The organism is Nocardia sp. NPDC050175 (assembly GCF_044459885.1).
Taxonomy (GTDB): Bacteria; Actinomycetota; Actinomycetes; order Mycobacteriales; family Mycobacteriaceae; genus Nocardia.
In genome coordinates, this window is the sequence record NZ_JBITJI010000023.1 from 20,555 (window position 1) to 46,088 (window position 25,534).

Here is a 25,534-nt window from a genome sequence, read left to right on the forward strand (position 1 = left end):
TAACCACTTTGGCATCCTTGTTGAGTCATCAACCGGGAGGCTAACCCGCGCCCCGGTTGATGCGCAATACCTATCGCGAAGAGATGGCTACCTCGACGGCGCGCCGCCGACGACGCAGATGTGTTGCCGCACTTGGCAACCGGTGCTACCGGTCGGGCAATCGGGAGGACTTCACTTTTCGGGCAAGCCGGGCGGCAACCGCCTGAGGGCGGGAGCCGCACCGGCTCCCGCCCTCAGGTCGGTAGATTGTCGTCAGAACGTCGAGGCCAGCCAATCCCTAACTGCGGCTTGATAAGCCGCGGTGTTCGAGGCGAGATTCACCGAATGCCCGCTACCGGGTAACACAAAGGTGCGCAGCCTCGCAGCGGGAGTGAAATACGGTGCCTCTTCGGCCGCCAACGTCGCGGTACTCGCGCACGCGTTCAGACACAACCGATCCAGACTGCCATTGACAACCATCACCGGGACATTGATGAGATTGGTCGCGGGCGGCAGGGTGGACGTCAGACCATCGGGATACTCGGTCAGCGAGAAGACTTCCTTGGTGGCCTCATCGGTCGCGAGTACCGCGGGGTCGTAGTCACCGGCACCGTAGAAATCCGCCGCCCTGGTACCGGGTCGAGTGGTCAGATAGCCGGGGTCGTAGCCCTGGCCTGCGAAATGCGGATCTCCGGCCGCCGGATAGTAGGTGGCTACCACGCCGAGCGTGCCGATCAGGTCGAGACTGTGCGAAAACCCGGTCAGCAGAACACCATCCACATCGTGGTGGGTGCTCGCCTCGATCACCGCGACGCCGGAACTGAGCGAATGGCCGCCGGTAATGATCTTGCTGAACGGCTGCACACCGGGCAGCCCCTGCCGTACCGCGCCGACGAGCTGATGCAGGGCGATGACCGAGCCGGTCGCCGTCAGCAGCGCGCTCGGCGGCCTGGTGCTCGCACCGTCGCCGAACCGATCGACCACCAGCGTCGCATAGCCCGCCGCGTTCATCGCGCGCCGAAAGTTATACGTCTCCGGCGCATACGGGAAATCCCAATAGGTGTGGTTGTAATTGGAGCCCGGCATCAACACCAGGATGGTACTCGTCAGTGTCGCCGGCATGCAGAGAGTTGCGGCCAACGTGCCCGTCGGCGGCACCGGAAAAGAAACCGCCGTACAGGTATTCGGTGGAGGGTTGTTGTCGGCGTGGGCAACCCCAGGCACCAGACACAGAATTGTTGACACGACAAATGCTTTTAAGAAGGCCCGCACGAGACGCGCTCCCCTCGGTGTTACACGAGGATAACCATTTTGGCACCCTACTTCAGTGATAAACCGGAGGCTAGCTCGCAATCTGGTTGATGCGCAACACCTATCGCAAATATCTACACCCATTCGTGACTGTCGGAACAGCCGACGGAGAGACTTTGCGACACTTGCAAATACCGCACCAACCAGTTGGACAAATGCTCAGTTATTGATCGGCGGAATGATTTTCGCGAAGTCGACCTCGAAGGCGTCCGGATTCACCGCCCCGGCGACGACCTCGAAGGCCCGCGCGTCCAGCGCCGTACAGCCCAGTTCGGCGAGGCTTGCGAACCGAAACTCGCTGCCGGACTCCCGCATCGCGTTGTCGAGGTCTTCCTGTGTGTCGTAGATCGTGATGGAGAAGATCTGCCGCGCACCGTGATCGGCCATAGCGTGCGGGCTGATTGTGCTTCGAGCCATCATTCGGCGAATCATGCTACTCCCCAACATGATTCGCGGCAGCCGTATGGTAAAGCAGGTCGAGCACGCGGCCTCCCGTCCGCGAGAGGTAACAGTACGACAACGAGTCGTATCGCACAGCTCGCACGATCGCGCGCAGCAAACCGTCGGTCTAGTATCCGACCATGGGTACGCGAGCGGTGCACTTCGTGGGAAGTTTTCCGGCCGAGAGCACTGACGCAGCGATGAGAGCGATGCTGGACAGCGCCGGGCCACAGCTACGGACACTGCCCACGGGCGAGACGGCCCGCTACGAGTTCTACATCCGCCCCATCATCGACGATCTGGTGCGGCAGGGCGCGCTGGAATCGAAGCGACCCGGCCAGTGGCGCACGAGCCGGGAACGGACTATTTATCAAGGCGCGGGCGGCAAGAAGCTCACCGGCGACATGATGGATCTCGGATATTTCCGCGAGGCCGAGGAAGCGCTGCCGGTATTCAACGCACTGCGCGCCGAGCGGGATTTGTCCGGTATCACCCTCCAGCTCGGGATGCCGACCGATTTCACCATGGCGTTCATTACGATGGGTGCCGCCGGTCTGCTGCGCAACAAAAAGGCCTTCACCGACGCGACGGTGCGCGACATCGCCGCGATTCGTGAATTGGCCGGGGACGACGTCGTTTTCCAGTTCGAAGCGACCGCGGAACTGGTGCTGATGGCGCAGACGCAGCCGCTGCACAAACTCGCCAACCGAGTGCTGGGATTGGGCAAGGGCATCGCCGAACTGGCTGCGGCCTGCCCGCCGGGTACCCGCTTCGGCGTGCACCTCTGCCTCGGCAGCATGAACAACAAGGCCCGGGCAACGTTGCGGAATGTGCGGCCGTTCGTGGATCTCGCCAATTCGATAGTCCGGCATTGGCCCGCGGATCGCACCCTGGCCTTCGTGCACGCACCGTTCGCGGCCGGCGACATCCCGCCGTCTGAGCGGCCCAAATTCTATGCGCCCCTTAAGAATCTGTCGCTCGACGCGGGCACCGACTTCTATGCGGGCATGGTGCACGATACTCCCACCGAGGCGGAGCAGCTGCACACGTTGCAGGTCATCGAGCAGGCGCTGGGCCGGCCGGTCGATGGCGTGGCCACCGCATGCGGTCTCGGCCGCCGCCCACGTCCGGTGGCCGACACACTGATGGCAAGAGCGAATACACTTGCCGCGAAAGGGTGATTCGCCAAGTGGTTTTCGGCGCGTATGCGCCACTGTGGCATAGCACAACATCCAGCCGGGAAGATCGCTACGATTGTGGTCGAGGATCGGGAGGACACCTTGTCGGACGTAGACCGAGCGCCAGGACTCAATCCGAACGTGCCGAGCTCGGCCCGGATCTATGACTACATGCTCGGCGGCAAAGACAACTACGACATAGACCGCGAAATCGCGCACCGCATGCTGGCCATCGCCCCGGACACCAAGACCTTGGCGTGGTTCATCCGCCAGTTCCTGGTGAAGGCGGTCGAGCTGGCCGCCGACGCGGGCGTCCGGCAGTTCATCGATCTGGGTGCGGGCATCCCCACCTCGCCGAACGTGCACGAGACGGCGCGCAAGATCGAACCGTCGTCCAACGTGGTCTATATCGACAACGATCCGATCGTGCACGCGCACTGCGATGCGCTGCTGGCGCATTCGCCCGGCGTGACCGCGTTGAAGGCCGACATCCGCCAGCCGGACGACATCATCGATCGGCTGAAAACCGGCTCGCTCATCGATTTCAACGAGCCGGTCGCCCTGCTGATCATCGGCGTGCTGCATTACGTGATGGACGACGAAGACCCGTACGGGATCGTCGCCAAGTTCCGCGATGTGATGGCGCCGGGCAGCTATCTCGCACTCACGCACGGCTCCAACGACACTCACCCCGACTTCATCAGCCAGTCGCAGGACGACACCAACCACAGCCCGTCTCAGGTCTTGTACAGATCGAAGGAACAGACGGAGGCGTTCTTCGACGGCTTCGACATGCTCGCTCCCGGTGTGGTGCCTGCGCAGGAATGGCTCGACGACGATCTGCCTGCCACCCGACTGGTGATCTACGGCGGCATCGGCCACAAGTCGGCCTGACCCGTCAGCTGCGGCGACGACGCCCGTCCGCCTGCTCCATCGGTGGAAGCCGGAAACCGATCCGTGCCCCGGGACCGTGCTCGGCGAACACCGTGCCGTGATGTGCGGTGATGATGTCTCCGACGATGGCGAGACCGAGCCCGGAACCCGGTGTGCCCTGGGTGTTCGCGGCGCGATAGAACCGATCGAAGATCGCGGCGGTGTCGTCGGCGGCGATGCCGGGTCCCTGGTCGCGCACCGTCAATTCGGTGCGGTGAATGTGCACGTCGACCGGGGTGTCCGGCGGGCTGAACTTGATCGCATTGCTGAGCAGATTGTCGATGCACCGGGCGAGGGCTCGCGGCCTGGCCAGCACGGGTCCGGGATGGTCCGCGGTGACGGTGATGGTGCGGCCGCTGCGGTGACGGAAGCGTTGTGCGCAGTCCTCGGCCAGCGTCGGCAGGTCGAGTTCGGTGGGTTCCTCGGCGGTGTGCTGGTCGGTGGCGAGTTCGACGAGCTCGGCGACCAGATCGTCGAGCGCGGCCGACTCTTGCACGAGGGTGTTGAGGACCTGGGTTTCGTCCTCGGGTCCGAGTCGGCCGCGGGCGCGCTGCAGGAGTTCGGCGCTGCCGCGGATGGAGGTCAATGGGGTACGCAGCTCGTGGCTGGCGTCCTGAACGAGCCGGTGTTGCTGCGCGCGGGAGCGGCGCAGGGCGGTCAGCATGGTGTCGAAACTGCCGGTGAGCCTGCCGATTTCGTCGCGGCCGGTGGGCGGCAGCGGCACCGACAGGTCCTGGGTGGAGCTGATGTGCTCGGTAGCGGCGAGCAAGCGGCGGACCGGTCGCAGGATGCGGCCGATGGCCAGCCAGCTCAGCAAGGCCGACAGCGCCACCGCGATCGCGGTGATACCGCCGGTGCGCCACAGGAATTCGTTGTCGATCCGTTCCGGCTCGTGATAGCGCTGCGCCACCATCACCGCACCGCCGCCGGGGCGCGGCTTGGTGAGGATCCCGTAGGGCTCGCCGTCCAGGTCGAGATTGTATTCGGCGGTGCCGCTACCGGTTCGGGCCACCACGCGATCCGCCTCGGCCACCGGCAGCGGCATCCGGTCCGGTGCCAACGGGTGGGCCGTACCGTCGGCCGACAGCAGCTGCTCGATGGTGTCGGACCGCTCGGGCAACACCGCGGGCAGCACGGCGACGACGGCGTCGACCCGGTCGTTGAGGCTGCGGTCGATCTGATTACCGACCAGCTCACTGACCCCGCGATACGACGTCGCGAGCGTGACGACGATCGCCGCCACCACGGCGACGATGACCACGAGGGTGATCCTGGCGCGCAGCATCACGCGGGACGAACGGCGTAACCGACGTTGCGGACAGTGTGAATCAAGCGGGATTCGCCCTCCTGCTCGGTCTTGCGGCGCAGGTAACCGATGTACACATCGAGCGAACGGGAATCGGTGTCGAAGTCGAATCCCCAGATGTGTTCGTAGATCCGACTGCGCGTCAACACGATTCGCGCGTTGCGCAGCAGCAGCTCGAGCACGTCGAACTCGGTCTTGGTGAGCTCGATGGCCCGATCCCCGCGATGCACCTCGCGGGTCGCCGGGTTCAGCGTCAGGTCCGCGACGGACAGCACCTCGGTGTCCTCGTCCTGGGTGCTGCGCCGCAGCAGCGCGCGCAGCCGGGCGAGCAGTTCATCGGTGGCGAACGGTTTGGGCAGATAATCGTCGGCGCCCGCGTCCAGCCCGGCGACCCGATCGCCGATCTGGTGGCGCGCGGTGAGCACCAGGATCGGCAGCCGATCCCCGCGGCGGCGCAGCAGCCGGCACAGCGACAGCCCGTCCATCCGCGGCATGACCACGTCCACCACGGCCATGTCCGGCTGTATTTCGGCCAGCATTTCCAGCGCCTGCTGCCCGTCCGCGGCCAGGTGCACGGTGTAGCCCTCGAAGCGCAGCAGCTGATCGAGGGTGCTGCGCACGTGCGGGTCGTCCTCTACGACGAGCACCGATGCGGCGGGTACGGACGAGTTCGGTGTGGTCACGTTGCCATTGTTGCTGGTGAGTAGCGAGTTCGCGGGTATCGGGCGGTTCACTTCGTGACCGCTATCACCAGCACGCCTACCTGGCATCATCTGCACGCATCCTTTCATTGCGGCGAACCCGCACACCCCCTACCTTCGCCGACCTACGGCAAGGAATCGCGAACCGGACGAAAGAACCGCGTAAGAATCCGGAGCGCGGCACCCGCCGCGGATTCTTACGTGATTCTGTCGCGGCCCTCGCCGAGCATTGACTTCTACCGCCCAGGATTCTCCTCAACACCCCGCCCAACGCGGGAGTTGCACTGAGGGAAGGAATTTCGAGATGCGCAAAGGAATGCGGGCAGTCGCATGTCTGGTAGCCGCACTCGCCGCCACGACTCTGGTCACGGCATGCGGCGAGACCAAGCCGGCCGGCCCCGACTGGTGCCCGACCGTGCCGGGACATCAGGTCGATTGCGGCGTGCAGTCCCGGCCGCTGGTCGCGGATAAGCCCGAATTGGGCACGGTCGCAGTGAGTTACGCGCTCATCAAGCGCAGCAAGCTGGACGCGCCCGCCGCGGGCACGATCGCCCCGAACCCGGGCGGGCCCGGTGTCCCGCTGATCGACCATGCCGAGCAGGCCACCCAGCTGTCCGCGCACTTGCTCAACGATCACGACCTGCTGCTCATCGACCCGCGCGGCACCGGCCTGTCCAGCCCGTTGGACTGCGGCGCGGACGAGGCGGGCTACGAGGTCGGCACCCGCGAATACCAGCAGCAGACGGTGGCCCGCTGCGCCGAACAGCTCGGCCCGCGCGCCGCCGGCTACACCTCGGCCGCCACCGCCGACGACTTCGACGCGATCCGCGCGCGGCTCGGCATCCCCAAACTGGTGCTCTACGGCATCTCCTACGGCACCTACCTGATGCCGATCTACGCCGAACGCCACCCCGACACCGTGCAGTCCATCGTGCTTTCCGGCGCCTACCCGCCCGAGATGGACCTGCTGTCGCGGCCCAATGCCGAAGCGGTATCGCTTGCGCTGCAACGGATCTGCGATCGCAGCCGGGCTTGTGACGGCGCGACCGCCGTCGCCGATCTGCGCACCGTTGCGCAGCGATTGGCCGTTGCGCCGCTGACCATCACCGGCCGGACTCCGTTGCAGCTCAGCGAGAGCAAGCTCGCGACCCTGGTCTTCGAGGTGGCCAGCACCAATGTCGGCGCCGATCCGACCCAGCCGACCTTGATGGGCGCGCTACCCGCCGCGCTGCACGGCGCCGCCAACGGCGACGACACCGGGCTGCGGCAGTGGGCCGAGCAGGCAGGCAGTGAGCCGACCGCCGAGAACATCGACCTGTTCATCACCGTCGCCTGCAACGACTACCCCAACTCCTGGAAGCGTCAGTCGTCGCCGTCCGAGCGGATGCAGCAGTACCGGGACGGGCTCGCCACGGCCGGACCCGACGGCGTCGGCGCCTTCAGCGCCGAGGGATTCAACGCGGGCCTGCGCGACGGCGGCGACGCCTGCATCCAGTGGCCGGCCGTCACCAGCGCATACCCCGGACGCCCGGCCGCCGCGCTGCCGAACGTCCCGGTGCTGGTCATGTCCGGCGACCTCGACGCCATCACTCCTGACGCGAACGGCAAGCGGGTAGCCGCAGGCTTCCCGAACGCGACCTTCCTGTCCGTCCCGAACACCGGCCACGTCCCCGACCTGGAGCCGAGCGGCTGCGTCACCGACCTGGTAGCCCGCTTCATCCGAACCGGCAACACCGGACCGACCGCCTGCGTGGATTCGATCCCGGCCATCGCGGTCACCCCGGTCCCCCGCTGATCCAGCCTGCCCAACGCCCAGCCCGGACACAGCGCGCGCTGATCGAAAGTCGAACAGCCGCAATGCCATTCCCGTGACAGCGGGAGGCAGAAGCTGTCGTCGGGGCTGGGCGCTTCCGCATGTTCACGGCCTCGACACTCGCGTGTCCCCAGTCACTCCTCTCCACTTGCGTGACCGCCATCACTTGGTTATCTTGTGCAATGTCACACGTCACATGACATTCGGATCGGCTGCTGATCCGGACAATCGCGCAGATGGAGGCCTTACATGTCCGAACCGATCACCTCAGCCGTGACCAAGCCTTGGCACGGCATCCTGGTCGCGACGACGCTGCCGTTCGCTGCGGACTACTCGGTCGACTACGACGCCTACGCTCAGCACGTGCAGTGGCTGGCCGCGAACGGCTGCCACGGGGTGAGCCCGAACGGGTCGCTCGGCGAATACCAGACCCTCGACGACGAGGAGCGGGCCAGGGTGGTGACGACGGCCATCGCGGCCGCACCGGACGGCTTCACCGTGATGCCGGGCATCGCGGCCTACGGGGCATTGCAGGCGCGCAAGTGGGCCGCGCAGGCCGCCGAGGCCGGGGCGCAGGCCGTGATGCTGTTGCCGCCGAACACCTATCGCGGCGGACGCGACTCGATCCTCGATCACTACCGCACGGTGGCCCAGGTGGGTCTGCCGATCGTGGCTTACAACAACCCGTTCGATACGCGCATCGACCTGACGCCCGACATCCTGGCCGAACTGTACGGCGAGGGCTTGATCGTCGGGGTCAAGGAGTTCACCGGCGACGTGCGGCGCTTCTACGAGATCAAGGAACTGGCACCCGAACTCGACGTCCTGGTCGGCTCGGACGACGTGGTCCTGGAACTCGGCATCGCGGGCGCGGTCGGCTGGGTGTCCGGGTACCCGAACGCGATCCCGCGTTCGACGGTCGAGCTGTACAACGCCTCGGTGAACCGGGATCTGGACAAGGCTCTTCCGCTATACCGCGAACTGCACAAGCTACTGCGCTGGGACTCGAAGCCGCAGTTCGTGCACGCCATCAAGCTGTCCATGGACCTGGCCGGTCGACCGGGCGGTAAGTGCCGCCCACCGCGGGTTCCGCTGGCGCCGGAGCTGGTCGCGAAGATCAGCGAGGACACCCGCGACGTGCTCGCCAAGGGCTACCGGTAGGCAGTTCGTAGCCGGTGCACACGAAAGATGAGGAGGCAGGCGATGACCGAGAGCACGGTCGAATCCGTTCGCGACACCACCGCGGCGGAGGTCGATGCCATTGCTGCGGCAGCCGCCGCGGCCGCAGGGCGTTGGGCGGCAATGGCGCTGACCGAGCGAGCCAGGTTGCTACGCGATATCGCCGACCGGCTCGATGCGCATGCCGCCGAGCTGATTCCGTTGGCGATGCGGGAGACGCACCTGTCCGAACAGCGGCTGGTCGGTGAGCTGAAGCGCACCAGTTTCCAGTTGCGACTGTTCGCGCAGGTCGTGCTCGACGGTGATTTCCTCGACGTGCGCATCGACACCGCGGACGCCGAGTGGCCGATGGGTGCGCCGCGGCCGGACCTGCGGCGGATGAATATCGCGCTCGGCCCGGTGGTCAACTTCGCGGCGAGCAACTTCCCGTTCGCCTTTTCGGTCGCGGGTGGCGATACCGCCGCCGCGCTCGCCGCGGGGTGCCCGGTGATCGTCAAGGCGAGCCCCGGGCATCCTGCGGTCTCCCGCGCGGTCGGGCAGCTGATAGCTCAGGCGCTTGCCGAATGTGGTGCGCCGAGTGGGACTTTCGGGCTCGTCTTCGGCCGCGACGCCGGGGTGCAGGTGCTCACCCATCCTGCCGTCGCCGCCGCGGCGTTCACCGGCTCCGCTGCGGGCGGGCGGGCGCTGTACGACCTGGCGTCGCGTCGGCCGGTGCCGATCCCGTTCTACGGTGAACTCGGTTCCATCAACCCGGTATTCGTCACCGACCAGGCCGCGCGGAGCCGAACCGTGGAGATCGCGTCGGGACTGCTGACTGCGGTCAGTGCGAGCGCGGGTCAGTTGTGTACCAAGCCGGGATTGGTCGCGATACCCGAGGAGTCAGCGGTTTTCAGCGAGCTGGCCGAGCTGATCCGGAGCCGTCCGGTGCCGACCGGGGACATGCTCAACGCGGAGATCGCCGCCGGCTTCGCCCGCTCGGTCGAACAGGTACGTGCGCACCCCAACGTGGAATTGCTCGCAGGAGGCGGGCCGGGCGAGGCACTGCTGCTCGCCACGACGGCGCGCACCGTGCTGGCCGATCGCGACGCGCTTTTGCACGAGATGTTCGGTCCGGCAACGCTTCTGGTCAGCTATCGGAACACTGACGAACTGCTCGAGCTGGCCCGCTCGGTCGGCGGCCAACTGACGGTCTCCATCTTCGGTGACCAGATCGACGACACCGTCCGCGCGCTGACCGCCGCCGCGGTGGGCGCGGCCGGGCGGGTGCTGTGGAACAGCTGGCCCACCGGACTCTCGGTGACCTTCGCCCAACAGCACGGCGGTCCCTACCCGGCGACAACGGCTCCGACGGCGACCTCCGTTGGTACCGCGGCGATTTCGCGTTTCCTGCGCCCGGTGACGTACCAGTCGGTGCCGGAAGACCTGTTGCCGCTCGAATTGCGCACGGACAACCCGCTTTCCGTGCCACGCTCGGTGAACGGGGCACGCGCACAATGACCGGAGCCTCGCCCGGCGCCACCTCCCTGCGGGGAACCGACGTCCTGATCATCGGTGGCGGCATGATCGGGTGCGCACTCGCGGATCGGCTTGCACTGGACGGTGCCTCGGTCCGGGTGTGCGAGCGGGGCGGGGTTGCCTCCGGCACCACGGCGCACGGTGAAGGCAATGTGCTCGTCTCGGACAAGGGGCCGGGCCCCGAGTTGGCGCTCGCCCAGTTGTCCCGGCGGCTGTGGCCCGCCGTCCTCGAACGGCTATCCGCCAGCGCGGCAGTCGAATGGGAACCCAAGGGCGGCATAGTCGTTGCCACCACCGATGCCGGTGCCACCGCGTTGACCGAGTTCGCCGACGGCCAGCGTGGCGCCGGGGTTCGTTGCGAGCACCTCGACGCGAATCAGTTGGCCGCGGCCGAGCCCGCACTCACTCGCGACGTGTGCGCGGCTGTGTACTACCCCGAGGACGCCCAAGTTCAACCGGCCGGTGCCGCGACCGCACTGCTCGAATCGGCAATAACGGCAGGCGCGGTCGTCGAGACCAGCTGCGAGGTCACCGGGCCACTGATCCACGGCGGCCGACTGATCGGCGTGCAGACCACCCGCGGACCACGGCACGCCGACGTCGTGATCAATGCGGCGGGCCCGTGGTCGGGCGTGGTGTCAGACCTACTCGGCGCGCCTATCGCGATCAAACCCCGACGCGGAGATGTGCTCATCACCGCACCCATGCCACCAACGGTGTTCCACAAGGTCTACGACGCGGATTATGTTGGCGCCGTAGGCAGCTCAGATGCGACCTTGCAGTCTTCTGCGGTGGTCGAATCGACCAGAGGCGGCCCACTACTGCTCGGTTCATCACGCCGTCAGTGCGGCTTCGACGATCGGATACGCCCGGACAGTCTGGCCGCCATCGCCCGAAAGGCCTTACGTCTGTACCCGATCCTCGCCGACGTTGCGATCATGCGGGCCTACGGCGGCTTCCGACCCTACGTAGACGACCACCTCCCGGTCATCGGCCCGGACCCAAGGCTCCCCGGTCTGTGGCACGCGACCGGCCACGAGGGCGCAGGCATCGGCCTGTCCGTCGGTACCGCCCAACTGATTTCGTCAGCACTGGCCGGACAACCAGACGAGGTCGACATCGCGGCCTTCGCCGTCGACCGCCCCGCCGTCCTCCCCAGTCCCACCGAACCGACCACCGCAAAGGTATCTCGATGACCGAACTCGCCAACCCCCACTCGACTGAAGGGCGCATTCAGTCGTCCAGACCGACCGAAAGCGCCCTTCAGTCGGTGGTGGATGTTCGACAGCGGGCGACCTTTGGTCGGTTGTACGGGGTGAAGGGCGCCTTCGGTCGGGATGGGGTGGTGGGGTGAGCGCGCGATTGGTTGGGGCGGAGGGTGATTCGGTTGGGCGGGATGATCGGGCGCTGGTGGTGACGGTCGATGGCACGCCTGTTGCTGGTGTGCATGGTCAGACGCTTGCGACGGTGTTGTTGGCCGATGGTCGTTCGCATTGGCGCACCGCGCCTAACGGCGGTCCGCGCGGTGTGTTCTGTGGCATTGGTGTGTGTTTCGACTGTGTCGCCACCGTCAACGGGGTGCCGGATATTCGGCTGTGCTGTCGTCCGGCTCGGGATGGCGACAGCGTCACCACGCAAAACCGGTCGGCCGCACAATGAGCCGGCATGTAGTGGTGATCGGTGGCGGTCCGGCAGGCACCGCGGCGGCTGAATCCGCGCTGCGACATGGCGCGACGGTGACGCTGATCGACTCGAACGAGGCGCTCGGCGGGCAGTACAACCGGCGTATCCCGGCCGCGTATGGAGTTCGTCAGCCGCTCAGCATCGGGCACGGATATGTCGCGGCCGCGCGCCGTGCCCGCCTGCTGGTCGAGCACCCGCGCTGCGAGTACCTGCCGTGGGCGGCCGTGTATCAGGTCGAGCGGCATCTCGAAGGTGGTTGCCCCGCAGTGCGTTTGCTGATCGGTGTTGAAGGAGACCGACGGGAGCATCGCGTAGTGCAAGGCGACGCAATGGTTCTCGCCACCGGCGCCTACGACCGGGTATGCCCGTTCCCCGGTTGGGATCTGCCTGGCGTCTATACCGCCGGTGCCGCACAGACTCTCGCGAAGACACAGCGGCTGCTGGTCGGCCGGTCCGTATTGCTTTCCGGCACCGGCCCGTTCCTCCTTCCGGTCGCACAATCGCTGGCCGAGAACGGAGCTCAGGTGCGGGCGGTGCTCGAGGCCAACCCCGGTCGCAGCATCGCCAAGCACTGGGCCACCAAGCCCTGGGAACTCCGGCACAGTGCGAGCAAAGCCCTCGAACTGATCGAATATGTGGCATCCGGTGTGCGGCACAGGATTCCGTTACGCACCGCGCACGCGGTGGTCGCGGTCGCGGGTGACGGCCAAGTGGAAGAAGCCACCGTCGCCCGGCTCGACGAGAACTGGACGCCGATCCCCGGCAGCCACACCACGGTGCCGGTGGACGCGGTCGCGGTCTCGCACGGCTTCACCCCGCAGCACGAGCTCGCCGTCGCCGCCGGGGCGATGCTCACCGCGAACGGCTTCGTGCAGGTCGACGACAATCAGCAGACCAGCGCCGAATGTGTTTGGGCCGCAGGGGAAATCACCGGAATCGGTGGTGCCCAGGTCGCTGCCGTCGAGGGAACCGTCGCCGGTCTGGCCGCTGCAGGCGCCGCCCCGGACCGGGCGCTGCAGGCACGCCATCGCACGTCCGAACAGTTCGTGGCCCGCCTCGCGGCCGCGCATCCCATCCGGCCAGGCGTGCTCACTTGGTCCCGACCGGACACTGTCATCTGCCGCTGCGAAGGCACCACCTGCGGCGAGCTGACCAGCGCCTGGTCCAGCGCCGCGGGCGACGGCTACCGCGCCGCCAAGCTGGCCACCCGCGCCGGACTCGGCCCGTGCCAGGGTCGGATGTGCGCGGCGAACATCGAGGCGTTGCGCGGCCGACCATCCGCCGACGAGGCCACCGCGACAACAGGTCTCGCCGCAGCCAGTCCCGCCTGGCGTCCGCTGGCCGCTCCCGTGCGCTTACGTGAGCTCGCCGAAATCGACAGTGACGCGGTGAGCGTGGCAGGCCCGGAGGCGGCAGCTTGCGTGAACTCGCCCAAATCGACAGTGAAGGACAGTCCTGATGCGTAGCAACACCATCATCTCCGCGATCGACACCCACACCGAGGGCATGCCGACCCGGGTGATCACCGGCGGCGTCGGCACCATCCCCGGTGACACCATGGCGGCCAAGCGAATCCACTTCATCGAGCACCTCGATGGATTGCGCAAGCTGCTGGTCAACGAGCCGCGCGGGCACGCGTCGATGAGCGGCGCCATCCTGCAGCAGGCGACCACCGACGACGGTCACTACGGCGTGCTGTTCATCGAGGTCAGCGGCCTGCTGCCGATGTGCGGACACGGCACCATCGGCGTCGCGACCGCCTTGGTCGAGGCGGGCATGGTGCCGGTCACCGAGCCGGTCACCGAGATCCGCCTCGACACTCCCGCCGGACGCGTCGTCGCCTCGGTCGCGGTCAGCGGCGGCCACGCGGATTCGGTCACCCTGCGCAATGTGCCCGCCTACTGCGACAGCCTGGACAACGAGGTCGAGGTCCCCGGCCTCGGCACGGTGCGCTACGACATGGCCTACGGCGGCAACTTCTACGCCATCGTCGACCTCGGCAAGCTCGGACTGCCGTTCGACCGCGCGCACAAGGACCGCGTCCTCGACGCGGGCCTGCGAATCATGGCCTCCATCAACGAGTTCCGCCGCCCGGTGCACCTCGAGGACGAGCGCATCGCCGGATGCAAACACGTACTGTTCCTCGACCCCGCATCCGAACCGGCGCACACCCGCCACGCCATGGCCATCCACCCCGGCTGGTTCGACCGCTCCCCCTGCGGCACCGGCACCTCCGCCCTGCTCGCCCGCCAGCACGCCCGCGGCTTCCTCAACGAAGACCAAGTGCTGCGGAACGATTCGTTCATCGGCACCACCTTCTACGCACGCGCCGTAGAAACCACCACCGTCGGCGACCGCCCCGCGATCGTGCCGACCATCACCGGCCGCGCCTGGCTCACCGGTACCGCGAACTACCTCCTCGACCCCACCGATCCCTTCCCCGAGGGCTTCGTCTTCTAACCATCGCCACCCGCTCCACAGCTCCTCGAAAGGCCGTCGATGAAGACAGTCACCAGACCCGCCCGCCCGCCGCTGACCAAGAGCGGCGTCATGCGCCGAATGCCGGTAATCGTCGCCGACACAGGCGATTTCAAAAGGAGCATGGGGCTGTGGCAACTGGTCGCGCTGAGCCTCGGCGGACTGGTCGGCGCGGGGGTGTTCTCGCTGGCCGGTGTGGTGGCCAACGAGGTCGCGGGTCCGGCGGTGCTGGTCTCGTTCGCCATCGCGATCATCGCGTCCGGTGCGGCCGGGCTCTGCTACGCCGAATTCGCGGGCATGGTCCCGCGTGCCGGTTCGGCTTACACCTACTCCTATGTGGCGCTCGGCGAGATCATCGGCTTCATGATCGGCTGGGATCTGTTGCTGGAGTACACCGCCATCGTGTCGGTCGTCGCGATCGCGGTGTCCGGGTACCTGAACTACATCACCCACTACATCGGATTCGATTTGCCCACTTGGGCGCTCGGCGCACCGGGCACCGGATCGGGGCACAAGGTCGACCTGTTCGCCGTCCTGCTCTGCCTGCTCTTGGCGTTCCTGCTGTCACGGGGCACCCGCGAATCCGCCCGTGTGCAAACGGGACTCGTCGCGTTGAAGATGGTGATCGTCGCGATCGTGGTGGTGGCGGGCGCATTTCATATCAAGTCGGGTAACTATCAGCCGTTCTTCCCGTTCGGCGTCGGCGGGGCGGTTTCCGGTGCGGCGCTGGCCTTCTTCGCGGTCTACGGCTACGACGCGATGAGCGCCGCGGCGGAGGAGTCCAAGGACGGCAAGAAGCTGATGCCCAAGGCGATCATGATCAGCCTCGGCATCGCGTCTGTGGTCTACCTGCTGGTCTGTCTCGTCATCGTCGGGATGGTCAATTACACCGACATCAATGTCTCCTCGCCGTTCTCCAGCGCGTTCGACTCGGTCGGCATGGGCGTCCTCGGCCTGATCATCGCGGTCGGCGCGGTCGTCGGCGTCACCACCTCGGCGTTCGCCAATATGCTCGCGGTGACCAGGGTCGGCTTCGCGATGAGCCGCGACGGCCTGCTGCCGTCCTACTTCGCCAAGTCCAGCCCGGTGCGCAAGGTGCCGTCGCGGGTGATCTGGCCGGTCGGCGTCGTGTCGGCGCTGATCGCCGGCTTCCTGCCGATCCGGGAGGCCGCCGAGCTCACCAATGTCGGCATCCTGATGGCGTTCATCGTGGTGGCGCTCGGTGTCATGCGGCTGCGCCGGACCCGCCCTGAGGTCGAGCGCGCGTTCCGCACGCCATGGGTGCCGGTGGTGCCGCTGATTGGCATCGTCTTCTCCGTCTGGCTGATCAGCCACCTCACCTGGGTCACCTGGCTGCGGTTCGTCGTCTGGCTGCTACTCGGCCTCGGCGTGTACGTAGCCTTCAGCTACCGGCAGTCGAAGCTGAACGACCTCGAAAGTTAACTAATCTGATAGAAGTCGTGCTCGCACACAGGAGAAACCCGGAGCGCCTTTGATGATCGAACGGTTGGATATACCCAAGCGGCCAACGCTGCGCGATCACGTGTCCGATGCGCTGCGGGCGGCGATCATCTCCGGTGAGCTCGAGCCCGGGGTGTTGTACTCGGCGCCGTGGTTGTCGGAGCGCTTCGGGGTCTCGCCGACGCCGGTGCGCGAGGCGATGCTGGATCTGGTCAAGCAGGGGCTGGTGATCTCGGTGCCGAACAAGGGTTTCCGGGTCACCGAGATCTCCGATGCCGATCTCGATTCGATCGCCAAGATCCGGATGCTGCTGGAGCCGCCGAGCGTGCGCTCGATCGTCGGCGATATCCCCGAGTCCGATATTCCGGGACTGCGGAATCAGGCCGACAAGATCGTCGATGCGGCCAAGCGGGGCGATCTGGTCGAATACGTCGACGCCGACCGGCAGTTCCACCTGATGCTGCTGGACTACTGCCACAACCCGCGGCTGTCGCAGATCGTCGGCGACCTGCGCGCGCAGACCCGGCTGTTCGGCCTCGCCGCGCTCGTCGAGCGCGGCGAGCTGGACAAGTCGGCGCAGGAGCACCACACGATCATCGACCTGATCGAGCAGCGCCACGACGAGCAGCTAGAGCTGTTCCTGCGCAAGCACATCGGCCACGTTCGCGGCATCTGGGCGGCGGGGAACGCACCGGACCAAGACGTCCCGTAGTCGCTATCGGCTGCGCATCTTTCGCGTCTCGAGGTCGCTGGTCACCTCCGACTGCAGCAGGTAATCGGCGGTCCGCTTCGCCAGCGCGTCGGCCCACCAGAACGCGCTGCTGATCTGGAGGAACCCGTGCACGTCGTAATTGATCGCCATGAACGACACCCGGGTGCCCTTGCCCGCGGCATAGAACAGCGTTTGGATGTGCAGATCATCGCCCGCGTCGATCAGCATTGCCATCGCGGGCTCGTGGTCGGTCAGCAGCCTGCGGGCGTCGCCGGGATTCAGCGCGCGCACCGTCCAGAACTCGCCGATCCCCGGCGTCTTGAAGTACCGCAGCCTGCGTTCGGTGAACGACGGCTTCTTCGTGGCCGCCATGTGCACCGCGGCGGCGACCGTGGTGATCGGTGCCGCGGCGGTGAGCACGACGCCGACCTTCGCGGGAGCGATCAGACCTGACATGCGGTTCCTAAGTTGAGCCATGTACGGCCAACGGTAGGGGTCGCAGCGACCGGTCTGTATCCGTCGTTCGACCGACTACGCCAATCGTCCTGGCTTGCGCCCGAACACCATTGATGTGGGCCCGATCAGATGCTGCCTCTTGATGTGCACGAAGCCCGCTTCCCGCAGCCAGCCCGCGCACTGGGTGGTGGTGGCCTCGAAGCCTTCGCGCATCTCCAACATGATGTTCAAGCTCGACAGGGAGCTGATCAGGTTGTTCTTGCGACCGGGATCGGTCATCGCGTCGTAGACGAGCAGTGCGCCGCCGGGCGGGACGGCCTCGTAGGCCTTGGCGATCAATTCGCGCCGCACGGTCTCGCTGTAGCCGTGCAGCACGTGGCCGAAGCTGATCACGTCCGCACTGGGCAGCGGACCGCCGAACATGTCACCGGACACGAACCGGATCCGGTCGGCGAGTCCGAACGACGCGACGTATTCCTCGAAGATCGGCTGCACCGCGGGCAGGTCGTAGCTGACGCCGCTGATGTGGGAGTGGGTGAGCGCGATCCGGACCGGCAGGGCCCCTTGGGCCGCACCGACATCCAAGAAGGTCTGGAACCGTCGCCACGGAAAGCGCGCGGCGATGAGCATCGCCTCGCCGGTCGAGATTCCGGTCATGCCCGCCAGGAACTTTCGCAGCGCAACTTGATCGCCGTAGAGCGAGGAAAAGAATTCGCTCTCCCCCTGTTCCTCTTCGGCTCCTGGCTTGCCGGTCCGGAGCAGATCCCCCAGTCCGGACCACAGGTCGTAGAGTCGCGTGCTCGACAGCTCCATCAGCCCGCCGATGTAGCTCGGCTTGGCGCGGTCCAGGAACAGTGCGGCCTGCCGCGAATTCGTATATATCCCAGCACGATCGCGCCGCAGCAGACCGATGTCGACCAGCGCGCTGAGGAACGGGCCCGCCGCGCGCGGCTGCCAATCCAGTCGGTCCATCAGCTCCTGCTGCGACAGCGGACGCACCGCCAGCTCGGTGAACACGCCGTACTCGACCGCGGTGAGCACGACCCGGGAGGGCCAGAACCCCATTCCGGTCTCCAGGATCTGTTGTGGATCGGCGAAGAGTCGCAGCAGCGGGCCGCCGATCCGGCTCTGAAATGCCCGCATCAGCAACTGCTCGCGGCGCAGGTCGCCCTTACGCGAGCCGGGGGCCGGGTCGAGCACGGCGGGAATCGCCGGATCCGGCACCGGTGCGCGGTCCTCGGTCGGGCTCTTGGGATGTGCCATCGTGCAACTCCTCAGATGTACTGACCTCGGGCCACTAGCTGCTGATCATCGGGCGATCACGTAGCCGTCGTCCGGGCGGTGGTCGCGGGAGCGGCGGAGGTCGGCCACGGCGAACGTGCGTTGTACCCAGCGGTCCGCGCCGTCGTAGCGGGGTTGGAAGGCGGTGCGGCCGTGCACGGTGACTCGATTGTCCACGATGACGAGGTCGCCGGGGGCGAGTCGGGTGATGTGCGCGACCGTGTTGCAGGCCTGGCCGAATTCGGTCAGTGCCGCTTCGGCGCGCGGGGTGAGCGAGGTGGTCGCGATGGTGGCCATGCGGATGTCCGGGTCTTCGATGGCGCCGGACAGCAAGGGTTTCGGTGCGCGGGCTTCGCTGTCCGACGGGAAGGACGGGGGCGGCGCGGTGATGAACTCCGGGGCGAACAGCGTTTCGCGGCTCGCGGATGTCAGCAGTGGCAGCACTTCGCGCAGACAGGCGGTGCGCAGGCCGGCGATCCGGTCGTGGTCGGCGCGCAGGCACAGCAGCAGTACGTAGTCGGGTTCGTGCTGGTGGAAGGCGTTCTCGTTGTGGAAGGTCAGCAGCACCGAACCGGCGTTGCCCGAGAAGGTCTCCTTGCCGCGCACCGGCACGACGTCCTGCACGAGAGCGCCGGACTTCTCGGCGAGGTAGGCGGCGGGATCGCCGAGCCCGCAGGCCAGCATGGTGAGGACTGCGGCGGAGACGGTCGCCGCTCGCTGCACCGAGTCCGGTGTCGACGGCGTGGCGGGCAGCATCGCCTCGTCGACCGGCAGGCCCTTGATCACCAGCGTGCCGCGCAGGCCGGAACGGCGTCGGAATTCGCGCACGCCGCGACGCAGCGGAAGCGGCAGCGCATCCCAGGAATGCCTTGCGCGAGCGACCCATTCGGGATCGTCCACCCGATCCTGCGCACCGCAGAGCGCGCGCGCCAACTGGTCGATCTCAGCCGTGTCGCCAGGGGCCAATTCCACATCGACGGCAGCGGTTTCGGTGATCTCGTACGTCAACGCTCGCTCCTGGATCGGAAATATAAAGGCGGCGAATCACTCTCGACTGATCAGCGATGCCTGCGGGTCGTTATGACGTCGGCGAGGTAGTGGTCGCCGAAGCGGATCAGCGGAGCGTATTGGGCGGCGCGACGGTGCCGCATCAGCCGGAGTTCGCCGACGGCGTTGTCGGGGCCGGAAGGCAACTGCGCGATGGAGCGCCGCAACCGCACCATCGAATAGGCCAGCGTGACATGGCGTTCGCTGTCCACCAGGTCGGCTTCGAGCAACGCGTCCCTGGCTTCGGCGAGTTCCGGGTCGCGGGCATGCAGCTCGGTGAAGGTGTCCGGGACCACGGCGAGCAGGTCTTTCATCGCGCCGCGGAAGGTCTTGTAGCCGCGATGTTGGCGGCCGCTCAACGGCATCGAGACATCCGGCGGCTGCATGGTCGGTCGAACCGAGGCCATGTAGTACTCCACCGGGATGGTGCTGGCGTGCGTCATCGCCGCAGGGAAGCCACGCACGTAGGTGGTCGCGTGTTCGAGTCTGGCCAATGCGGCCTCGGTCGCGCCATCGCGAAGATGTTGTGCGGCATCGGTTACCGCGACCGCAGCGCAGATGTTGAACAGGACGTGGACTTGGTGTCCGACGAGCCAGCGCGCGGTCCACTCGCGCTCCAGCGAGATGTTGTCGGTTGCTTGCGAGTCGGGCAGAGCCTCGATGGGCGGCCCGTCGGAGGCGGAGGCGCCGGTGAGGTCGAGCGCGGCCTGCCGCATTCCCGCGACCTCCACCGCCAAGTCGGCACCGGACAGCGGCGCACGACACAGGTCACGCAGACCGCGGTGGACAACCAGGACGCCGTGCAGGGCGGCCTGCTGGTCGGTCAGGTCTACCTCGCGGACCCGAAAGAACGACTGGCTCACCGATTCCGCGGGCAGCTTCTCGCCGACGATGGCCCCTGCCTCCGCTGCCAGCGCGTTGACCAGCTCGCCTGCGGCGGCCGCCGCTCGTTGCAGAGCCGCGGTGCGTTCACTCGGACCGGCGTGCGTCGGCACTTCGGTCAGTGTGCGCGCTGTTCGTTGTGCTTCCGATCGAATACGAGAGTTCAGCTTTGGGACGGTTCCGCCGTCCTTCAGTCCCCGGAATACGGCCACGGGCGGATGCGGGTCTGCCACGGAGGTACCCATGCGATGAGGATATCCGGAACAAGGTCGTTCCGCTGGGTTGTCGCATTGGTCGATGCCACGAATTCCGTTGTCCGGTCAGCTATCTCGAGCGCGGCTCGATCGACCCGGATGCTAGGTGGTCTGCCTGCGGCGCGGTTCGGCTGATCGCGTGCAGCAGGTAGCCGCCGGTCTGTCTACCCGGTGCTCAGTCTTCGATCCAAAGCCATCACAAAATGGATGCGGCTGCGCTTTTTCTGCCGTGCAATAAGAGCTCCATTCAGCAATAATAGATCTTGCTAGTAAAACCGTTCAGCAGGCATCCAGCACCTGCCAAGATCGCGAATTACCTTGCGCGGCCAAGGGTCTCGCTGAGCAGGCTTTTCGAGCCATTCTACGCCGATTACCCTGCATGTGATAATCCAGCAGGAGTTAATGATTTCGATGTAACCCGACGTCTCAGCTATTGATGTCATGTAGTTATGGCCGGTAACTTTTAAATCGACAGCATGTTCAATTCGCTGCCACGTTGTTCATTCGATTCACTGTCTTTGCTCAAAAGGAGTGTGTAATGCTCAGCAATCTATTCTTCGCACGGGTGGCGCTCGCCGCGGTGAGTTGCACAGCGGCCGCGGTGGCCCTCGGTGCCGGTCCGGCACAGGCCGCGGGCTCGACCACGGTCGGCCCGGCCGGCGCTGCCGTCTCGGCCGTCAATGTGGGAGCCGTGACGGCCACAGCAGGCCCGGTGACGGTCACCTGCAACACCGTCACCGCGACCGGTACGGTGCCGGCGGCACCGAACAATCAGAACCCTGGCGGCCCGGTGACGGTGCAGATCGGGGCGCCGAGCATCAGCAACTGCACAACCAACCTGCCCGGCCTCACCGCCACCGTGACCACCACCGGCACCTGGTCGGTCTCGGTGCAGAACGGATCGCCGATCGTCGGTAGCCTGACGATTCCCCAGGGCGGAATGACGGTCCACAACAGCGGGTTGGCCTCCTGCACCACCGTTGTCGCGCCGAACGGGCCAGCGACGGTGCCAGGCACCTTCACGAACGGAAACCCGTCGAAGGTGACCAGCAATGGTTCGGCACCGGTCAAGATCACCGGCGGTTTCCTTTGCCCGACGAATTCCACCTCGGGAACGGTCTCGGCCACCTTGGCATTGACGAACACCAGCAACCCGTCGCAGCCGATCACCGTCGGCCCGTAACTCCGCTCGAATCCGGCCGCGGGGCCCACATACAGAACTTTGTATGCGGGCCTTGCGGTTTCGTCACTTCGATATGCGCACCCTCTGGGTAGAATCCTCAGTTGCCCGATACCGGCATCGATCAGCTGGTGAAGGCGACCTCGTCGGCGTTCGCCACTGCGGCAGTGCGCCCCGGCGCCGCCTCGTAGCGCCAGTAAAGATTCGTGTGCGCGATGACCTGCTCCGGCGGCGGGGCACCCCACTGACTCTTGTCGAAGGTGGTGTGCGCGTCACCGACGAGGGTGACGTCGTAGCCGCGGGCGAAAGCGCCGTGGATCGTCGACCTGACGCAGGCATCGGTCTCGGCGCCGGTCACGATCAGGCGTCCGATGCCACCCTTCGACAGCACCTCTTCCAGGTCGGTATCCTCGAAGGAGTCACCGAACATCTTCTGCACCAACGGTTCCGACTCCAGGCGAACCAGCTCCGGGACGTACTCCCAGCTCTCACTCCCCCGCGCCAGTTCCTCGGAGTTGTGCTGAATCCAGACGACCGGCACACCTTGCTCGCGCGCCTTCTCGATGAGCGCGGCGATGGTGGCGACGACGGCGTCCCGCTGGTGCGCCTCGGCCACGACGCCGTTCTGGACGTCGATCACCAGCAAAGCGGTGTTGGGTCGATCTGACAGCACGGTCATGAATGGTCTCCTCTGCTGGCCTGACAACGCGGATCACGGTAGACCAGGCCACCGACAATTACCGTCGGCCCGAGATGTCCGGCGAACGAATTCACCGACGCTCGGCGAGTTCGGCCAGTCGGTCGAGCGAGGCCCGCAGTTTGTCGGCGGTGGTGGCGCGGGCGCGGACCTGGCGCTTCTCGTCGGTCAATTGCGACCAGTCGTAGGTGTGGGTGACCCGGGTGCGCGCCGCATCGATGGGCTCGACTTCCCAGCGCCACAGGTGACCCGGCGGCTGCTCGCCCGGTACAGAGGGCAGCCAGGCGATGCGACGGCCCTCTTCGAACTCGACGATGTGGTTGTCGCGGTCGGCGCCGGTGGTGAGTGTCATGGTGAATACGTCACCCAACGCGCGAATCCGTTGTTCCGTCGCGGCTTTCGCCAGATTTTCGTTGCCGTCCCACAGCGGTTGCTGTGTCGGGTCGGCGATCAGCTCGAAGACCTGTTCCGGTGTGGCCGCGATGTCGCGGCCAGCGGTCACGGTGCGCGAAGGCTCGATGTTGTCCGTCATGCTCCTGATCGAAGCATCTCGCGGCCGACTCGCGCCAGGTGTGCGGCCGCGATCACCTCGCCCGTGTCGCCAGGCCGTGCATCAGACCCGGAGGTGTCCGCAACCTCCTGTTTGCCCGAAAGAGGGGGATTCGTCCCATGTTCACCGCGCGCAGTTCGTTCAGCCCAGTTAAACGTTGTCACTTCAATCCACCGGACAGGGGAGACTGTAAGTGAACGATCGTTATACCCAGCTGTGTATTTCCAGGCGCGGACTGCTGGTCGGCGCGAGTGTCCTCGCCGGGAGCCTGGCGCTACCCGGTATCGCCAACGCGGACAGCAAGTTTCCGATGCCGACGGGCCCGGACATCACCGTGCTGATCACCGGTGACGCGGGTACCGGTGAGGCCGGGCAGCGCGCGGTGGCCACCGCGGCGAAGCGGATCTGCCAGGCCGAGGGGGTGTCGCTGGCGGTGGGGCTCGGCGACAACATCTACGAGGACGGCGCGGAAACCGATGACGACGACGAGTTCTCGACGAAGTTCGAACAGCCCAACGCGGGCATCGACGTGCCGTGGTTGATGGTGCTCGGCAATCACGACTGCAGCGGGACTTTCCCTGGCAGCGGCGGAAATCCGAGCAAGGGCGATCACGAGGTCGCCTACCATCGGCGCTCCGCCCGCTGGTACATGCCGTCCCGGTATTACCAGGTGGCGCTGCCTGCCTCGGGTGAGCCGCTGGTCGAATTCTTCGCGCTGGACACCGTTCCCGTCTCCTCGACGGTGCTGCAGACCGATCCGAACTATCAGTGGAACGGGCCCTACATGCGCCAGCAACGTCAGTGGCTGGATCGCGCGCTGACCGCATCCCGTGCGACGTGGAAGATCGTGCTGACCCATCATCCGTATCGCAACAACGGAAAGCACGGCAACGCAGGCGCTTACGACGGAGTCACCGTCGGCGACTACATGAGCGGCAGGCACCTGAAGGAGCTCTTCGAGGAGGTCGTCTGCGGGAGAGCGGATTACATTCTCTCCGGCCACGACCACACCTTGCAGATCCTCGACACCGCCGGCGCGGCCCGTGGCACCCAGCAGATCATCTGCGGCGCCTCCGCCAAACAGAACGACGGTTCGTCCGCGATCACTAATCAGTCTTTCTGGCAAGACTTTTCGAGTCTCGGCTTCATGATCGCCAAGATCCGACGCGGTGCGGTCACCCTCGACGCCTACACCGTCGATCCCGCGAACGGCACGGCGAGACCGGCCTATACCCACGTCCGTCAACGCTGATTTTCCCCAGTTCGCAGCCCAGCAGGTGAAGTCAAACTTGTTGGGCCACTTTGCGCTACCCCGCACAATCCCGAGAGACGGCCCGGCTCAGGATGATTCGTTCAGTTTGCCATCGATCCGACGTCCGATAACGGACGGATGATCATGAAAACGTCACGAACGCGTCATCGGCGCCTGGTCGGATCACTTCTGCCCGATCCGGAATCTATGAGATTCGAGGAAGTGCCATGCCGCTACCAAAGCCCACCCGGCTCAGCATCATCGCCGCACTCGCCACCACCCTCATGGTGGGTGCCCCGCAGGCCTCCGCAGCACCCGCGTCGACCCCTGAGCTCAAGGTGCTGACGTACAACACCTTCCTGATGAGCAAGAACCTGTACCCCAACTGGGGCCAGGACCACCGGGCCGCGGAGATCCCGAAGACCGACTTCTTCAAGGGCAACGACGTTGTCGTGCTGCAGGAGATGTTCGACAACGAGGCCTCCGACGCGCTGAAGGCGAAAGCCAAGGCGGAGTACCCGAATCAGACGCCGGTCGTCGGCCGTTCGAAGGACGGCTGGGACGCCACCGGCGGCAAGTACAGTGCCGCGACACCGGAGGACGGCGGCGTCACCATCCTCAGCAAGTGGCCGATCATCCGCAAGGAGCAGTTCATCTTCGCCGATGCCTGCGGCGCCGACTGGTGGGCCAACAAGGGCATCGCCTACGTGGTGCTGTCGGTCAACGGCAGCAAGGTGCACGTGGTCGGCACGCACAGCCAGTCCACCGACTCCGGTTGTGGCGCCGGCGAGGCCGCGCGCGATAGGTCGTTGCAGTTCAAGGAGATCGACGCCTTTCTCGCCGCGAAGAACATCCCCGCGACCGAACAGGTGCTACTGGCAGGCGATCTGAACGTCGACTCGCACAGTGCCGAATACAACTCGATGCTCGCCGACGCCCGCCTCGAGCCCGCCACCGCCCGCACCGGCCACCCGTACTCCTTCGACACCAAGGAGAACTCGATCGCGAACTACCGCTACCCCAGCGACCCCCGCGAAGACCTCGACTACGTCCTGCACCGCAAGGGCCACGCCAAGCCCGCGAGCTGGCAGAACCGCGTCGTCAAGGAATCCTGCGCCGCCTGGACGGTAACCAGCATGGGCAAGGACTACACCTACACCAACCTGTCCGACCACTACCCGGTAACCGCGGGCGTCTGATCCGCTGAATGAACCGGCCCGCCCCACAGCCCGGGGGCGGGCCTGG

The 25,534-nt window shown here is 66.2% G+C and carries 24 protein-coding genes; 14 read left to right on the forward strand and 10 right to left on the reverse strand.

Going from position 1 to position 25,534, the window contains the following annotated elements; genetic code table 11:
- Nucleotides 1–252 precede the first annotated feature (252 nt).
- Both ACIBK2_RS44415 and ACIBK2_RS44420 read right to left on the reverse strand, forming a co-directional pair.
- Nucleotides 253–1,101 carry an alpha/beta hydrolase gene (locus ACIBK2_RS44415; RefSeq protein ID WP_396977079.1) on the reverse strand — a complete coding sequence of 283 codons (849 nt, stop codon included), beginning with the start codon at nucleotides 1,099–1,101 and terminating at the stop codon, nucleotides 253–255.
- Nucleotides 1,102–1,449: 348 nt separating this feature from the next.
- Complete coding sequence (locus ACIBK2_RS44420; RefSeq protein ID WP_396977081.1) at nucleotides 1,450–1,710, reverse strand: hypothetical protein; 261 nt, start codon at nucleotides 1,708–1,710, stop codon at nucleotides 1,450–1,452.
- Nucleotides 1,711–1,871: 161 nt separating this feature from the next.
- On the opposite strand from ACIBK2_RS44420, the gene ACIBK2_RS44425 reads away from it, so the two are divergent.
- Nucleotides 1,872–2,912 (forward strand): hypothetical protein, encoded by a 1,041-nt coding sequence (locus ACIBK2_RS44425; protein WP_396977082.1) that lies wholly within the window; start codon nucleotides 1,872–1,874, stop codon nucleotides 2,910–2,912.
- Between the two features lie 99 nt (nucleotides 2,913–3,011).
- Nucleotides 3,012–3,803: an SAM-dependent methyltransferase gene (locus ACIBK2_RS44430; protein WP_396977083.1), complete on the forward strand. Its 792-nt coding sequence runs from the start codon at nucleotides 3,012–3,014 to the stop codon at nucleotides 3,801–3,803.
- A gap of 4 nt (nucleotides 3,804–3,807) precedes the next feature.
- On the opposite strand, the gene ACIBK2_RS44435 is transcribed toward ACIBK2_RS44430, so the two are convergent.
- Complete coding sequence (locus ACIBK2_RS44435) at nucleotides 3,808–5,103, reverse strand: ATP-binding protein (RefSeq protein WP_396977085.1); 1,296 nt, start codon at nucleotides 5,101–5,103, stop codon at nucleotides 3,808–3,810.
- A 23-nt stretch (nucleotides 5,104–5,126) separates the two neighbouring features.
- Nucleotides 5,127–5,882: a response regulator transcription factor gene (locus tag ACIBK2_RS44440; RefSeq protein ID WP_396977086.1), complete on the reverse strand. Its 756-nt coding sequence runs from the start codon at nucleotides 5,880–5,882 to the stop codon at nucleotides 5,127–5,129.
- Nucleotides 5,883–6,153: 271 nt separating this feature from the next.
- Between ACIBK2_RS44440 and ACIBK2_RS44445 the strand changes: the two genes are divergently transcribed.
- The 9 genes from ACIBK2_RS44445 to ACIBK2_RS44485 all read left to right on the forward strand — a co-directional run bounded on the left by ACIBK2_RS44445 (nucleotide 6,154) and on the right by ACIBK2_RS44485 (nucleotide 16,690).
- Nucleotides 6,154–7,644 (forward strand): alpha/beta fold hydrolase, encoded by a 1,491-nt coding sequence (locus ACIBK2_RS44445; RefSeq protein ID WP_396977088.1) that lies wholly within the window; start codon nucleotides 6,154–6,156, stop codon nucleotides 7,642–7,644.
- A gap of 267 nt (nucleotides 7,645–7,911) precedes the next feature.
- A complete protein-coding gene (locus ACIBK2_RS44450) occupies nucleotides 7,912–8,823 on the forward strand; it encodes a dihydrodipicolinate synthase family protein (protein ID WP_396977090.1) in 912 nt (303 codons plus the stop codon).
- Between the two features lie 42 nt (nucleotides 8,824–8,865).
- Nucleotides 8,866–10,338: an aldehyde dehydrogenase (NADP(+)) gene (locus ACIBK2_RS44455; protein ID WP_396977092.1), complete on the forward strand. Its 1,473-nt coding sequence runs from the start codon at nucleotides 8,866–8,868 to the stop codon at nucleotides 10,336–10,338.
- Nucleotides 10,335–11,552 (forward strand): NAD(P)/FAD-dependent oxidoreductase, encoded by a 1,218-nt coding sequence (locus tag ACIBK2_RS44460; RefSeq protein ID WP_396977094.1) that lies wholly within the window; start codon nucleotides 10,335–10,337, stop codon nucleotides 11,550–11,552. The genes ACIBK2_RS44455 and ACIBK2_RS44460 overlap by 4 nt, the downstream gene beginning before the upstream one ends.
- A 214-nt stretch (nucleotides 11,553–11,766) precedes the next feature.
- A complete protein-coding gene (locus tag ACIBK2_RS44465; protein WP_396977096.1) occupies nucleotides 11,767–12,015 on the forward strand; it encodes a (2Fe-2S)-binding protein in 249 nt (82 codons plus the stop codon).
- Nucleotides 12,012–13,505, forward strand: coding sequence for an FAD-dependent oxidoreductase (locus tag ACIBK2_RS44470; RefSeq protein ID WP_396977098.1), 1,494 nt, complete (start codon nucleotides 12,012–12,014; stop codon nucleotides 13,503–13,505). The genes ACIBK2_RS44465 and ACIBK2_RS44470 overlap by 4 nt, the downstream gene beginning before the upstream one ends.
- Nucleotides 13,498–14,499: a proline racemase family protein gene (locus ACIBK2_RS44475; RefSeq protein WP_396977099.1), complete on the forward strand. Its 1,002-nt coding sequence runs from the start codon at nucleotides 13,498–13,500 to the stop codon at nucleotides 14,497–14,499. The genes ACIBK2_RS44470 and ACIBK2_RS44475 overlap by 8 nt, the downstream gene beginning before the upstream one ends.
- A 39-nt stretch (nucleotides 14,500–14,538) precedes the next feature.
- Nucleotides 14,539–15,960 (forward strand): amino acid permease, encoded by a 1,422-nt coding sequence (locus ACIBK2_RS44480; RefSeq protein WP_396977101.1) that lies wholly within the window; start codon nucleotides 14,539–14,541, stop codon nucleotides 15,958–15,960.
- Between the two features lie 52 nt (nucleotides 15,961–16,012).
- Entirely contained in the window at nucleotides 16,013–16,690 is a 678-nt protein-coding gene (locus ACIBK2_RS44485) for a GntR family transcriptional regulator (RefSeq protein ID WP_396977103.1), read from the forward strand.
- Nucleotides 16,691–16,693: 3 nt separating this feature from the next.
- On the opposite strand, the gene ACIBK2_RS44490 is transcribed toward ACIBK2_RS44485, so the two are convergent.
- The 4 genes from ACIBK2_RS44490 to ACIBK2_RS44505 all read right to left on the reverse strand — a co-directional run bounded on the left by ACIBK2_RS44490 (nucleotide 16,694) and on the right by ACIBK2_RS44505 (nucleotide 20,601).
- Complete coding sequence (locus ACIBK2_RS44490; RefSeq protein WP_396977105.1) at nucleotides 16,694–17,146, reverse strand: hypothetical protein; 453 nt, start codon at nucleotides 17,144–17,146, stop codon at nucleotides 16,694–16,696.
- Nucleotides 17,147–17,221: 75 nt separating this feature from the next.
- Nucleotides 17,222–18,409, reverse strand: a complete 1,188-nt coding sequence (locus tag ACIBK2_RS44495) for a methyltransferase (protein WP_396977107.1) — start codon at nucleotides 18,407–18,409, stop codon at nucleotides 17,222–17,224.
- Nucleotides 18,410–18,454: 45 nt separating this feature from the next.
- Complete coding sequence (locus ACIBK2_RS44500) at nucleotides 18,455–19,435, reverse strand: TauD/TfdA family dioxygenase (protein ID WP_396977108.1); 981 nt, start codon at nucleotides 19,433–19,435, stop codon at nucleotides 18,455–18,457.
- A 50-nt stretch (nucleotides 19,436–19,485) separates the two neighbouring features.
- Nucleotides 19,486–20,601 carry a hypothetical protein gene (locus ACIBK2_RS44505; protein WP_396977110.1) on the reverse strand — a complete coding sequence of 372 codons (1,116 nt, stop codon included), beginning with the start codon at nucleotides 20,599–20,601 and terminating at the stop codon, nucleotides 19,486–19,488.
- Between the two features lie 547 nt (nucleotides 20,602–21,148).
- Here ACIBK2_RS44505 and ACIBK2_RS44510 point away from each other — a divergent pair.
- On the forward strand, nucleotides 21,149–21,793 hold the full coding sequence (locus ACIBK2_RS44510) for a hypothetical protein (RefSeq protein ID WP_396977112.1): 645 nt from the start codon (nucleotides 21,149–21,151) through the stop codon (nucleotides 21,791–21,793).
- Between the two features lie 121 nt (nucleotides 21,794–21,914).
- On the opposite strand, the gene ACIBK2_RS44515 is transcribed toward ACIBK2_RS44510, so the two are convergent.
- Both ACIBK2_RS44515 and ACIBK2_RS44520 read right to left on the reverse strand, forming a co-directional pair.
- Nucleotides 21,915–22,469, reverse strand: a complete 555-nt coding sequence (locus ACIBK2_RS44515; protein WP_396977113.1) for a cysteine hydrolase family protein — start codon at nucleotides 22,467–22,469, stop codon at nucleotides 21,915–21,917.
- 91 nt (nucleotides 22,470–22,560) lie between these two features.
- On the reverse strand, nucleotides 22,561–23,019 hold the full coding sequence (locus ACIBK2_RS44520) for an SRPBCC family protein (protein WP_396977115.1): 459 nt from the start codon (nucleotides 23,017–23,019) through the stop codon (nucleotides 22,561–22,563).
- 211 nt (nucleotides 23,020–23,230) lie between these two features.
- Between ACIBK2_RS44520 and ACIBK2_RS44525 the strand changes: the two genes are divergently transcribed.
- Nucleotides 23,231–24,289: a metallophosphoesterase gene (locus ACIBK2_RS44525; RefSeq protein ID WP_396977117.1), complete on the forward strand. Its 1,059-nt coding sequence runs from the start codon at nucleotides 23,231–23,233 to the stop codon at nucleotides 24,287–24,289.
- A gap of 227 nt (nucleotides 24,290–24,516) precedes the next feature.
- Nucleotides 24,517–25,488, forward strand: coding sequence for a sphingomyelin phosphodiesterase (gene sph / locus ACIBK2_RS44530; protein ID WP_396977119.1), 972 nt, complete (start codon nucleotides 24,517–24,519; stop codon nucleotides 25,486–25,488).
- Nucleotides 25,489–25,534 lie beyond the last annotated feature (46 nt).

Coding starts and splice junctions, on each gene's coding strand:
- ACIBK2_RS44415 (WP_396977079.1), bottom strand. CDS start 1,101: ATGCCGGCGACACTGACGAGTACCATCCTGGTGTTGATGCCGGGCTCC.
- ACIBK2_RS44420 (WP_396977081.1), bottom strand. CDS start 1,710: ATGATGGCTCGAAGCACAATCAGCCCGCACGCTATGGCCGATCACGGT.
- ACIBK2_RS44425 (WP_396977082.1), top strand. CDS start 1,872: ATGGGTACGCGAGCGGTGCACTTCGTGGGAAGTTTTCCGGCCGAGAGC.
- ACIBK2_RS44445 (WP_396977088.1), top strand. CDS start 6,154: ATGCGCAAAGGAATGCGGGCAGTCGCATGTCTGGTAGCCGCACTCGCC.
- ACIBK2_RS44450 (WP_396977090.1), top strand. CDS start 7,912: ATGTCCGAACCGATCACCTCAGCCGTGACCAAGCCTTGGCACGGCATC.
- ACIBK2_RS44455 (WP_396977092.1), top strand. CDS start 8,866: ATGACCGAGAGCACGGTCGAATCCGTTCGCGACACCACCGCGGCGGAG.
- ACIBK2_RS44460 (WP_396977094.1), top strand. CDS start 10,335: ATGACCGGAGCCTCGCCCGGCGCCACCTCCCTGCGGGGAACCGACGTC.
- ACIBK2_RS44470 (WP_396977098.1), top strand. CDS start 12,012: ATGAGCCGGCATGTAGTGGTGATCGGTGGCGGTCCGGCAGGCACCGCG.
- ACIBK2_RS44475 (WP_396977099.1), top strand. CDS start 13,498: ATGCGTAGCAACACCATCATCTCCGCGATCGACACCCACACCGAGGGC.
- ACIBK2_RS44480 (WP_396977101.1), top strand. CDS start 14,539: ATGAAGACAGTCACCAGACCCGCCCGCCCGCCGCTGACCAAGAGCGGC.
- ACIBK2_RS44485 (WP_396977103.1), top strand. CDS start 16,013: ATGATCGAACGGTTGGATATACCCAAGCGGCCAACGCTGCGCGATCAC.
- ACIBK2_RS44490 (WP_396977105.1), bottom strand. CDS start 17,146: ATGTCAGGTCTGATCGCTCCCGCGAAGGTCGGCGTCGTGCTCACCGCC.
- ACIBK2_RS44495 (WP_396977107.1), bottom strand. CDS start 18,409: ATGGCACATCCCAAGAGCCCGACCGAGGACCGCGCACCGGTGCCGGAT.
- ACIBK2_RS44505 (WP_396977110.1), bottom strand. CDS start 20,601: ATGGGTACCTCCGTGGCAGACCCGCATCCGCCCGTGGCCGTATTCCGG.
- ACIBK2_RS44510 (WP_396977112.1), top strand. CDS start 21,149: ATGCTCAGCAATCTATTCTTCGCACGGGTGGCGCTCGCCGCGGTGAGT.
- ACIBK2_RS44515 (WP_396977113.1), bottom strand. CDS start 22,469: ATGACCGTGCTGTCAGATCGACCCAACACCGCTTTGCTGGTGATCGAC.
- ACIBK2_RS44520 (WP_396977115.1), bottom strand. CDS start 23,019: ATGACGGACAACATCGAGCCTTCGCGCACCGTGACCGCTGGCCGCGAC.
- sph (WP_396977119.1), top strand. CDS start 24,517: ATGCCGCTACCAAAGCCCACCCGGCTCAGCATCATCGCCGCACTCGCC.